This window comes from Cupriavidus taiwanensis (assembly GCF_900250075.1).
GTDB classification, from domain to species: Bacteria; Pseudomonadota; Gammaproteobacteria; order Burkholderiales; family Burkholderiaceae; genus Cupriavidus; species Cupriavidus taiwanensis_C.
On the sequence record NZ_LT977072.1, the window covers coordinates 57,854 to 70,107 of the forward strand.

6 protein-coding genes and 1 pseudogene are annotated in these 12,254 nt (G+C 58.8%); 3 read left to right on the top strand and 4 right to left on the bottom strand.

What is annotated here, in order from left to right:
- Positions 1–59: 59 nt before the first annotated feature.
- The 3 genes and pseudogenes from CBM2588_RS31710 to CBM2588_RS29065 all read right to left on the bottom strand — a co-directional run.
- Positions 60–506, bottom strand: coding sequence for an integrase core domain-containing protein (locus tag CBM2588_RS31710; RefSeq protein ID WP_373424464.1), 447 nt, complete (start codon positions 504–506; stop codon positions 60–62).
- A gap of 630 nt (positions 507–1,136) precedes the next feature.
- Positions 1,137–3,500, bottom strand: coding sequence for a PEP/pyruvate-binding domain-containing protein (locus CBM2588_RS29060; protein WP_231942338.1), 2,364 nt, complete (start codon positions 3,498–3,500; stop codon positions 1,137–1,139).
- A 626-nt stretch (positions 3,501–4,126) separates the two neighbouring features.
- A pseudogene (locus CBM2588_RS29065) lies at positions 4,127–5,228 on the bottom strand (ISL3 family transposase); the annotation flags it as partial.
- 715 nt (positions 5,229–5,943) lie between these two features.
- Here CBM2588_RS29065 and CBM2588_RS29070 point away from each other — a divergent pair.
- Both CBM2588_RS29070 and CBM2588_RS29075 read left to right on the top strand, forming a co-directional pair.
- Positions 5,944–6,957, top strand: a complete 1,014-nt coding sequence (locus CBM2588_RS29070; protein WP_373427218.1) for an efflux RND transporter periplasmic adaptor subunit — start codon at positions 5,944–5,946, stop codon at positions 6,955–6,957.
- 20 nt (positions 6,958–6,977) lie between these two features.
- Positions 6,978–10,208 (top strand): efflux RND transporter permease subunit, encoded by a 3,231-nt coding sequence (locus CBM2588_RS29075; protein ID WP_115683826.1) that lies wholly within the window; start codon positions 6,978–6,980, stop codon positions 10,206–10,208.
- A 118-nt stretch (positions 10,209–10,326) separates the two neighbouring features.
- Here the strand turns inward: CBM2588_RS29075 and CBM2588_RS31180 are convergent, their stop codons facing one another.
- Entirely contained in the window at positions 10,327–10,476 is a 150-nt protein-coding gene (locus tag CBM2588_RS31180) for a hypothetical protein (protein ID WP_159373684.1), read from the bottom strand.
- Positions 10,477–11,236: 760 nt separating this feature from the next.
- Between CBM2588_RS31180 and CBM2588_RS29080 the strand changes: the two genes are divergently transcribed.
- Positions 11,237–12,253 carry a LysR family transcriptional regulator gene (locus tag CBM2588_RS29080; protein ID WP_115683827.1) on the top strand — a complete coding sequence of 339 codons (1,017 nt, stop codon included), beginning with the start codon at positions 11,237–11,239 and terminating at the stop codon, positions 12,251–12,253.
- The last annotated feature ends 1 nt before the right edge of the window (position 12,254 follow it).

Consider the following 12,254-nt stretch of genomic DNA (forward strand, 5'->3'; position numbering starts at 1 on the left):
AGACCGGAGACATGGGTGACAGGTGTTCGGAGACATAGGTGACACGTGATCTGCGCGCATCATGATGCGCGCAGATCAATTTCTCCGATCTCAACGCGGCTGAACCACACTCGGTAGCAGCCGTCCTGCGCCGTGGGTCGCAAGGCAATGCGCTGGCCGATGAACGCCTTGCCAATCTTGAAGCGCCGTCGGCCAACTTCAATGCGCGCGGACCTGTCAACTTTATAGACCTTGTCACAGGACAGGTACTCGGCGGCTGGCAGTATCTCCGGATACGCAATGACGCTGGCACGATAGCGCTGCATGGGCACCGCCATGCCCAATGCTTCGTGCGGGCGCTTGCCGTTGTAGGTTTCGCGATAGCGGTCGAAAACGCGCTGCGCTTCGTCGTTGTCCGCAAAACGCCGATGCTGCAATAGCTCGACCTTGAGGGTGCGGTGAAACCGCTCGTCCTTGCCTTGTGTCTGGGGGTGATATGGCCTTGAATGACTGACCTTGATGCCCAACTGTATCAGCCAGACCGTTAGCACCGTATATCCCAGGCCGTCAGAATCGCCGCTTCATGGCGGACCGTTGTCCATCGTCATGCGCTGCGGCAAGCCGTAGCGGCGAAACGTCGCAATCAGCTTGGACTGGACCGTCTCAGCACGCTGGTCGCACCTCACCTTCGCCCGACTCGGCGTAGGGCGACAGCCACTTGTACAACGTCTTCGGAGCGATGCCCCATCGCCTGGCCACTCCCGCCGGTTCGCTCCCGGCTGGCTGGCCCGGATCATCAGTTCCCTGAGTTGATCCATGAGTGACACTTCCTTCCATGGCATGGCAGGTCTCCCAAAAGACACTGCCAGCCAGTCTAGTTGTGTTACCCATGTCCCCGAACAGGTGTTACCTATGTCCCCGGTTTATACACACTATGAGAACATCAGGGCCTCTGTCGCGCAAGATCATCCTGGAATAGGGATGTCGAAGGCTGACAGCCTCGGCAGGATCGGAAAAGGTGTGCCTGCCGAGGGCCAAGCGAAGCAACTTGGCTATGAGGTCTTCACGAGTCTCGGTAAGGCCGCTCGTGGGAGCGTTCTAATGCGGCGCGGGCATCGCCGTACTCCGTATTTCCTCAGTTCTTTACGAAACATAGCTCAACCGAGAACCTGGACGCGTTGCGCTGCACATTCGAGTCGAATAACGCGTGCGTTCCGCCATTGTTCAAAGCGGCTGCCGGCACCGATAACGGCGGGAACACCAAGTTCGCGCGCTCTGATTGACATATGTGAATTTTCGCCACCGTACTTCGTGATGAACCCCTTGACGCCGTGCGTGAATATCCAGTCAAAACCGGGGTCAGCATTCTCCATAAATACGATACTGTCCTTGAAAGACGAACCATATACATCCGTGACAACCCCCTCAACTGTGATCTCGGTGATGAAGCTCGGGCGGGAGTGGAAGACATGGAAGCCGAAGATGTCTTTCGGTGTGCACAACAGATCAGGCAGGCGCAGATATCTGGTTGTTTCCCAGTGCTGTCGATTTCTCTCGACTGCAGACCGAAGAAAGGTCGAATGATTGGAGCGAATCTCTAAAGAAAATGCAATGTCGGGCATCGTAAGGAACGACAGATCGTCCCTGCTAAGACCAAGATTTGCTCCGACGAGTGCGAGCATCTCCAAGGCGTCCGAAATTAGCCGGCTAAAAGAATGCTTCACGCGTTCACGGCCCTGAATCGCCTTCATTGCAAAGGCCTCAAATATCGGCCAATCGAAAGCGTAGCCGGTTCGATCAAACTCGGAAGAAAGGGCTGATATCTGAGCGGGTGACAGAGCCAAGTCGATGGCGGATACTTCTGTCGGCTCCTCCTTGATGGTGCGATTCATCCAGTCGAAGTATTTACTAATAGGATCGTCGTATCGAGGAACGGTGATCTCGTATGTGCCAGGGCGAATATGGCCGTGTAATTTTAGAAATTCTGCAGGCTGTAGTGCGGAAAAATCGTTTACTAGTTGGGCTGCAACGGAGTCGGAGGCGCGCACGACGGCATCCAGGAACCCCGGGCGAAGCAATTTTTCAGACTCTAATGACTTGAGAATGTCCGTCGCTACGAAGGCCGCTCTCGCGATCTCAGAGAATAGTACTGTGCCATGCACGTGCACTTTTTCGATCAACGATAGTACATCAAGCAATCCGTGGTCCTCATCCCAATTTATAAATCTTGCAGCGGATTCTAATGCTTCGATGCTGTGTCTAGCACGATCAAAAAGGTCGTCGCCAGTGATAATGCGGTTCGTTAAGGTACGTAGCAGATCCAGGTACGAAGCCCATTCGTTCTCAGAAAGGCTTGGAAATAGCTCGCGCCAGTGGCCGTCCCTCATTCTTGGTTTGAGGCAAGTTGGAACAACGCGAAATTCTATTTTGTCATGAAGCTCTGGCTTTAGAATTAAATTGCGTTGAGCTTCGATGATGATTTTTTTTGCTATGGAATGGGGCAATGTGGCCGGTAAAAATGAGGCTACGCTTGCTGATACAGAAACATATGGTGTGCCGCCAATCATATGCATGAGGGGAACTGCGCGCAAATCTCGGTATCCGAAATTTGCCCGCGCGGAAGCCCAAGCGGTATTAGTGAACAGGTGACGAAAGATGGAGGCGGCCAATGGCCTTGGCTTAGTTCCTATCAACTCGGCGGGGTTCACATCCGGCATGACTCCGAGAACTTCCCCTACGAGTCCCTGGCCGTTATTGAAGCTGTTGACGTCCTCGATCGAAGCTTCAACGCAATTCAGTGATTGTAAAAGCTTGTCAAGGTGACCAACGCTATATCCACATTTCCGCGGGGCTGTGATTGGCCTTACCTGAAAGATCACCACGGTTCCATTATTCGAGATCCCGAATTCGATATCTACCTCTTTAATACCGACAATTTCGATCACTTCTTCGATTGCTGGCACCAAACAGCGGAGAGGCTCCGGTGCGTCGTGGCCTGGTAAAAATATGTAAGTGCGGGTACCGTTTCCACCGGAAGTCACAACTGTGGTATCGCCGCTCTCATCGTAACTGATAATATAGTATGGAAGGCCAGATTCAGGGTCGCAAGTCATGACAACGCCACTTACTGCAATATCTTTAGCCATCGGTTGGACGAACACCTCGTCGGATGGCAATGGGGTGCCGTACGAAGAGAAAACATCACCTATTGCTTGAATCAGTTGCTCATCGGTACGAACATCTAAGACAGAAAGGTACTGGCCGGCTTTAGATTGCTCCAGACTATCCTCGGATGCTGCGCTAGATCGAACTGCTAGAGGCTCCGATATTCCAAAAGATATTTTGATTAGTTTGACAATTTTTGTGGAATTCGTGCTCCATTGTGCATGCGTCACACGATGAAGCGGATAGACGTGGAATTTCGAGGCGGCGGATCTAAGGGCGATTAATGTTTTGGCTTTTGTGTTTTTGAAGGGGGCGACGTCCGAGAAAATGCTCAAGGAGGAAGTTGATTTGTCCAATTTATTGATCTCCAGGCTATTAATAAGTTTCGTAGAAGACGGGTCTTCCAGGATATATCGACCTGCTGGTTCTTTGGAGGCTACCTTATATGTTTCCGTAATGGAGGGTGAATTTGTGGTCCGAATAGAGCGAAATTATGTGGCATTTGGTAATTTTCACATCGACGCTCTGCGAGTACTTCGAGCAACATGCGTGCCAAACTTAAAATCATATATACTCACAACTCAATGGATTGATTGAGAGCGGAGACTTTGAAGGAAATGACCAGGGGATCGTGGCCCCTTGAATGTCTATGCGGGTTGGTGTGGATCTTCGACGCGCGTGACATGACTGGGCTATTGGGGCCTTCGGTACTGGCTGCGGGCTTTGTCTGGATCTCGATAGGCTGTGGGAATTTTTGATCGAGACAAGTAGCAATGATCCGTTTGCTGATACAGTAAAGACACTCTTTACTTTCTTTCTTGGTATGTCGCTATATGGTCAATAGCGGCGACTATTGGTGGGGAAGATGACGATTTTGTCGTAAAGCTGACCTTTGCTGCTCCGTTCGTGACCGCGAAGCCATGGCAACACTGTTGCGACAAACACGCCAAGGTTCCCGTCCTGTTTGGGCATTTTGTTTGGCTCAACGAGGAATTCCGGGGAAGGCCGCGCGGATTTTGAGGAAGAAGTACTCCTCGTCGCGGTAGCCGTAGACAAGCCGCTTGATGACCTTAATGGTGTTGTTGATCCCCTCGACCACGCTCGTGTTCAACGGCTGCCGGCAGCGGGCAACGATGCCGTGCCAGTAGGCCTTCAGGCGCTGGGCGAACATTGAGGGCAGGAATGCAGCTCGGCCATGCCTGCGCGCCCGCTGCTCCGAGGCCTTCTGCGCCCATCCCGGTCGGCGTTAGAACCACAGCCGCTTGAGTCATCTCGTAAGATGTAGGCGGTCATCAACGGCCTATTGGCTTGCAGCACCTCGTCCAGATGCACCGCCTGAGGGGCACTCAGATTCTGTTGGTTGCGCTGCAGCAGCCAGCGCGTGGACTTGAGCACCCGCCTGGTCGGGCGATCGTGCCGCAGGCGATTGGCCTGGTCGACGCGAACCCGGTCCATGACCTCGCACCCGTACTTGGCCACGACGTGGAACAGGTCATAGACTACCTCGGCTTGCGGAAAATGCTCCAGAATCTCCAGCTCGTAGGCGGTCGTCATGTCGATGGGCGGCTGCCGCGACGGGCTTGGCCGCGTCCGGTTAGAGTTGCTCGAAGAACGCTCGGGCAGTCTCGCGCGAGCGGCCCTTTCCGATCCAGAACACTTGCCGTCCGATCGGATCGACGACCACTGTGGCGTAGCGATGTCCCTTGTGCAGGGTGTTCGTCCATGGTCGGATAAGGGATTGTGGGCCAGTCCGGCTCGACCACAGGCTCGCGCAGGCGTGCCTTGTCGATGGATTTGACCGTATGCCAGCCCAGATCGTAGAAGGCCCCCACGGCCTGCACCGTGCAGCTGCGTAGCAAATGGCCGCGGACTTGCGCTAGCCGGGCCGTGACGCGTTGATCGCGTCCGAGCCATTCCAACCGTTCAAGCCGGGGCCGCCGCACTGGCTGCACCACACCCCACGTCGCGGGAAGTGCGGCGCAGCGCGGTACTCGAACAGCGGCAGATCCCTGACTCGGGAACTACCGTCTGTGAACTTGATGGCACCGCGCCCCGCACTCCTCGCAATGCATGACCTTGCTAACCGCTTCGGATAGGGATGTGCGTTGTGGCTACATGTACTCGGGCGATTCCTCGTGGGTTCTACTGAGCCCGGCCTCTTGCGGTCGGGTCCGATCTTGCGCTGCGTCACGAATGAGAGGTCGTTGAGCAGGCCAGCCACTTGAAAGCCAATTCCAGCACAAATGAAGCATACGGAAGTACCTATGAGGGATCGTGCTTTAACGAAAACATTCTTTACTCGGCGCTCGACAGCACTAAAATGTTTGCCGCTGTATTTACCGTGCGCCATCAGATTGAGGATCTATCAGGGAATTCCTACGCGCAATTCAGGTCTGACTGACGGACAGGCTATGATCGTGCGGCAGATAATTGGGAAAATGAGAGGTTCTTTGTATAGCGGGTCATTAAATTCACCGGGCTTGTACCGTTGTGTGTGTTCTCGTTGGGCATGCCAAGTCGCAGGCCTAAGAGCCGTGTGCTGGCGGATGCTTATAGTGATCACGCTTTTGGCAAGGGACTGAGCGTGAGTGACCCAAAAGAAGTCCCGAGGTGTCGCAGAGTATTTCCGCGACGATATGTTCGGGCAAGCCTTGAGGATGGGTAGGGGGGGCGCCGCCTAAGCCAGTAACCGCCCAAAAGGCCGACATGAAACGAAAGAACCTGCTAGTCACTATTGGCTGCGCTATTTTAGTGCTGGGTATTGTGACCTATGTGCGCACCGCTAGAAGTTCGCATCGGATGTTTGGACCTGAGGAGGCCATCGGCGTCGAATTCCTACAGACCGACTTGGTTCAGGTGGCGCGCCAGGACCTGCAACTGTCGCTGCCGCTGTCGGGCAGCCTGCGCGCGCTGAACCAGGCCTCGGTCAAGGCCAAGGTCTCCGGCGAAGTAAAGCAGGTGCTGGTGCGCGAAGGCGAACCGGTGCGCGCCGGGCAGGTCATCGTGCGCATCGACCCGGCCGAATACGAGGCCCGGGCCGCGCAGGCGCGCGGGCAGATGCTGGCCGCGCGCGGCCAGTTCGAGAACTCGCGCCAGACCTGGGAACGCAACCGCGAACTGGTCGGCAAGGGCTTTATCTCGCAGACCGCCTTCGACAAGTACCAGTCCGACCTGGCGGTGGCGCAAGCCAACCTCGACGCCGCCCAGGGCGGGCAGGCGGTGGCGCAGAAGGCGCTGGCCGACACCGTGGTCAAGGCGCCGCTCGACGGCATGGTGGCCGCGCGCGCGGTGCAGCCGGGCGAGAAGGTGTCGCCGGATACGCGCCTGGTCGATGTGGTCGACCTGCGCGTGCTGGAGCTGGAAGCGCCGATCCCGATGGCCGACGTCGCGCGCGCCGCGGTGGGCCAGCCGGTGGCACTGGAAGTGGAAGGCGCCGGCGGCTTTGCCGGCAAGCTGGTGCGCATCAACCCGGCGGTCAGCGAGGGCACGCGCAGCATCATGGTCTATGTCCGCGTCGACAATGCCGACCAGGCATTGCGCGCGGGCATGTTCGCGCGCGGCGCACTGGTGCTGGGCCAGCGCGCCGCGGTGGTGGCGGTGCCGGTGTCGGCGGTGCGTACCGAGGGCGAACGCGCCTTCGTCTATGCCATCGAGCGCGACACGCTGGCGGAACGCCCGGTACAGCTCGGCGTGCGCGATGAAGCCGGCGGCATGGTGGAAATCGTCTCCGGCCTCGACGCCGGCGCCGAGATCGTGCGCAACAACCTCGGCACGCTGCGCAGCGGCAGCCAGGTCAGGCGCGTCAAGGCCTGACGGCATAGGGGACGCGCGCCATGTGGTTCACCCGCCTGTCGATCCGCAACCCGGTGCTGGCCACCATGATGATGATGGCCTTCATCGTGGTCGGGCTGTTCTCGTACCAGCGGCTGCCGGTCGACCAGTTCCCGGACATCACCTTCCCGGTGGTGGTGGTGCAGACCGAATACCCGGGCGCCGCGCCGGAGTCGGTCGAGTCCGGCGTCACGCGCAAGGTCGAGGAGATCGTCAACACCATCTCCGGCATCGACGAGATCTTTTCGCACTCGTACCAGGGCACCTCGGTCGTCGTCATCAAGTTCGACCTGAGCGTCGATGTCGGCCAGGCCGCGCAGGACGTGCGCGACAAGATCGCGCTGATCCGCCCGCAGTTCCGCGACGAGGTCAAGGAACCGCGCGTGCTGCGCTATGACCCCTCGGACGCACCGATCTTCAATCTGTCGGTCTCCAACGCGCCGGGCGCCAGCCGCAGCCAGCGCGAGCTGACCACCATCGCCGACCAGATCGTGCGCAAGCGGCTGGAAACCGTGCGCGGCGTGGGCGCCATCAATATCGTGGGCGGCACCAAGCGCGAGGTCGAGATCCGCATCCGGCCCGCGCAGCTGGAGGCGCTGGGCATCGGCGTCGACCAGGTAATGAACGCGATCCGCAACGAGAACCAGGAATTGCCCGCGGGCGAACTGCGTTCCGCGGCGACCGAGACCGTGGTGCAGATCAAGGGGCGCGTACCCACGCCGGCTGCGTTCCGGCAGATCATCGTGGCGCGGCGCGCCGGCCAGCCGGTAACGCTGGGCGAGATCGCCGACGTGCGCGACGGCCAGGAAGAACAGGAAAGCCTGGCGCTGCTTGACGGCAAGCGCGCGCTGTTCCTGTCGGTGGTGAAGGCGCAGGGCCAGAACACGGTCGATACCGTCGACGGCCTGGTGCGCATGACCGACGAGGTGCGCAAGCTGGTGCCCGCCGGCGTGCAGCTGACTGTGGTCAACGACACCGCGCGCCGCATCCGCAGCAGCGTGAAGGAGGTGCGCTCGACCCTGCTGGAAGGCGCCTTCCTGACCGTGGCGATCGTGTTCCTGTTTCTCGGCTCGTGGCGCAGCACGGTGATTACCGGGCTGACGCTGCCGATCGCGCTGATCGGCACCTTCGGCGTGATGTACCTGTGCGGCTTCACCCTCAACGTGATCACGCTGATGGCGCTGTCGCTGTGCGTGGGCCTGCTGATCGACGATGCCATCGTGGTGCGCGAGAACATCGTGCGCCACAACCTGATGGGCAAGGACCACCGCAGCGCGGCGCTGGACGGCACCAACGAGATCGGGCTGGCGGTGCTGGCCACCACCTTCTCGATCGTCGCGGTGTTCCTGCCGGTGGGCTTCATGGGCGGCATCATCGGCCGCTTCTTCCACCAGTTCGGCATCACCGTGGTGGCGGCGGTGCTGATCTCGATGTTCGTCTCGTTCACGCTGGACCCGATGCTGTCTTCGGTCTGGCATGACCCGGACCTGCACGGCACCGGCAACAAGAAGAGCTGGTACGGACGCACGGTGGGCCGGCTGCTGGACTGGTTCTCGGCCAGGATGGACAAGCTCGGCGACGGCTACGCCGGCATGCTGGGCTGGGCGCTGAAGCATCGCCTGGCCACTGCCGTCATCGCCGCCGCGACCTTCTTCGGCAGCTTTGCGCTGGTGCCGCTGATCGGCACCGAGTTCGTGCCCAATGCCGACCTCGGCGAGACCCAGGTCGGCTTCACCACGCCGGTCGGCACCTCGCTCGACGTCACCGAAGCCAAGGTGCGGCAGGTGGAAGCCGCGCTGAAGGCCTTCCCCGAAGTGGCCTACACCTACGCCACCATCAACTCTGGCAACGCCTCGGGACGCAACAACGCGCTGGTGTCGGTGCGCCTGACCGAGCGGCGCGCGCGCACCCTGACCACCGCGCAGCTCAACCCGCTGATCCGCCAGCGCCTGGCCGGCATCGCCGGCATCACGCTGACCATGGTCGGCATGCCCGACGGCGCCGGCGGGCAAAAGGCGATCCAGGTGTCGATCCAGGGCGACGACCTCGACGAACTGCGGCGCCTGTCGCGCGAAGCCAGCGCGCGCATGGCGGCGATCCCGGGCCTGACCGACCTGGATTCAAGCATGAAGGACGACCGCCCCACCATCGAAGTCCGCATCCGGCGCGAGCTCGCCTCGGACCTGGGCGTGGGCGTGGCGCAGATCGGCAATGCGCTGCGCCCGCTGCTGGCCGGCGATGCCATCAGCTCCTGGCGCGCGCCCGACGACAAGAACTATGACGTGCGCGTGCGCCTGCCGAAGGACGCGCGCACCGGCATGGCCGACCTCAGCGCGCTGATGATCGCCAGCAGCCATACCAACGCCGACGGCTCGCCCAGGATGGTGGCGCTGCGCCAGATTGCCGAGCTGGTGCCCACCACCGGCGCCAACCAGATCAGCCGGCGCGACCTGAACCGCGAGATCGAGCTGACCGCCAACGTGGCCGGGCGCTCGGCCGGCGAAGTCGCGCGCGACGTCAAGGCCGCGCTGGACGGTGTCAACTGGCCGGCCGGCTACAAGTACCGCTTCGGTGGCTCGACCAAGTCGATGAACGAGTCGTTCGGCTACGCCGTGTCGGCGCTGGCGCTGGCGGTGATCTTCATCTACATGATCCTGGCCTCGCAGTTCGCCAGCTTCTTCCAGCCGGTCGCCATCATGACCTCGCTGCCGCTGACGCTGGCCGGCGTGTTCGCGGCGCTGCTGTTGTTCGGCTCGACCCTGAACATGTTCTCGATCATCGGTTTCATCATGCTGATGGGGCTGGTGACCAAGAATGCGATCCTGCTGGTGGACTTCGCCAACCAGGCGCGCCAGGGCGATGTGGACGGCACCTATGGACGCGCGCCGCTGTCGCGCGAGGCCGCGCTGGTCGAAGCCGCGCGCGTGCGGCTGCGCCCGATCCTGATGACGACGCTGGCGATGATCTTCGGCATGGTGCCGCTGGCCTTCAGCCTGGGCGAGGGCGCAGAGCAGCGCGCGCCGATGGGGCAGGCCGTGATCGGCGGGATCATCACCTCGTCGATCCTGACGCTGGTGGTGGTGCCGGTGATCTATACGTACCTCGATGATTTCGGCGCGTGGTTGCGTCCATTTTGGCGAGACAGAACACCGTCTTCAGCTGCACATCCGGCTGCCGGTGATTTGCCCTCCACGAAAGGTGGCCCCGAAAAAGCGAATGAGCCTGCAAGATGAACTCTACGCGAGATACGCCCATCCACTTGTGAAGCGTAGTTGTCGTGGACTAACTTCGATTACGGGTCCATATTGGCAGAGGCCATCACCACGAAAGGTAATGTGCAAAGAGTGGCGCTCAATTTGGTGCCGGCACCTTGGCAAACAGCGCGTTGTAGGTAGCGATGAAATTCGCCATGAACGCATAGGCGGTCTCCAACGTGCCTGATGCCACGGAGATAAAAACCCTCGAAAAGCAGTCCAGGGGATTCACGTTCGACTGTTTCACGCGAACCTGGACAGACCGAAGTTGGTCCAGCTACCTTCCATTTTTAGCTCAAACAATCGCCTGCGGAAAATTTCGCACGTTCATCGTCACTAGCCCTCTTTGATTGTTCACATGATAGCGCCAGAAGGTACGCGCAAGCAGTTGTTCTTCCTGATGACAATTCCCCGCATTGCACGCACCCGGTGTGCAGGCTTGCGCGAGAAAGCCGGGCACATAGCCTCGAAGGGACGTTTATATATCAACGTAGCACAAAATCCTGGGTGCCGCAACCGAATTAAATCTAGGCAAGCAAAAAGATAATTGACTTGGAACTTGCAAAGATCGGGGCAAATTACGGATTGTAACTTGGTTGCTACAGAATCACGTCTTTGGTGAACCGATGTACTGGAGCGATGTATGGTAACGGCGCTATGTCGACCCGATTACGCTCATAGCGCATTATGTAGTACAACGTAGCGGCCTGCATTGCCGTCGCACTCATCAGAAGTTTAGGTTGCAGATTGACAGCCCTAACAATCTTTGGGGGCTCCTGCCGCTTTCGCCGGCGTTGGCTTGTATTGAAACCTAAACGCATAACAAGCCGCCGATTCAATGAGCGGCCCGCCTGCATGAGGATCTTTCGAAAGTTTGTGGAACAATCAGATCGCCTGCAAAGATTTGATTCAGATCAATTGACGGGACTAGACCTTATGTCTATCTTCTTTTGGATACCATCCCGTCCTTTAGACTCGCGTCACCATTGCATGGTGATATTGGTAGAATGTCCAATCCTACGCTGTCGGAAATTCGTCATGTTAACACGAAGCTGTTGCAAGTCTTTGTTCTCGTTATGGAGTACCGTAACCTGGGTGCTGTCGCAGCATGCACCCAGCGCAGCGTGAGCACGGTGTCCTATAGTCTCGATCGCTTGGGCGAGATCACCGGTGACCCCTTGTTCTTCAAAGGAAACGGCATACTCGTGCCCACGCCGCATGCGATACGTCTGGAAAAGATAGCGCGTCAGATCCTGGAGATATGGGGAGATTTGGTTCGACGCCGAGAGGAGGTCACGATCAAGCGTCAGGAGGGTGGTAGGCGCGTAGCAATAGGCTTTTCGGCATCGATTGGCGATCCCCTCATCACTGAAATCTTGTTCGCCTTAGGCGAGGAGTTTCCGCAAGACACTTTTGTCACGCGGCCGGTGATTGCCGACGCGGTGCTTGCCAGTCTACTTGACGCCGGAGCATTAGACTGCGCCTTCGTCGTCGACAGCGGGCACCATCCCGAGCGTATGCGCCAGCACAACATCGTGGCAACGCAGCGTCGGCTCGTCAGCGCCACGCGCAGAGTCAACGAGGATAAGAGCGAGAATGCCTGGATCCTATTGCAAGAAGACAGCGAACCCGGCAGCCCGTTACGTGCCTTCCTGAGCCGGCAGGCCGGTACACCTGGCTACCGAGAGACGGTGGTACCATCCTGGCATGCGCAGATAACGCTACTGCATTCAGCGGGCGGCATCTGCTCGCTGCTGGATTATAACGTTCCATTGGTGACACGCGAGCGAGAAACGCAACTTCTAGCACTCCCTTGTAGTTTCCCCAGATGGGCTGCCTTGAATTTTTGGGGGGCGGAACGCAGTTGCGATCAACGAGTGGTGAGCGACGTCATGGAGGTTGGTAGAGCTGTGATGCGCGATCCGCTCAAGGCCATCGGCAGAAGTAACAACATGGCTCAACAGCAATTTCTAAGCAATCGCTTACCAGAGGCAGGCGCCGTAGACACAAGTACTTTCAGTTAGA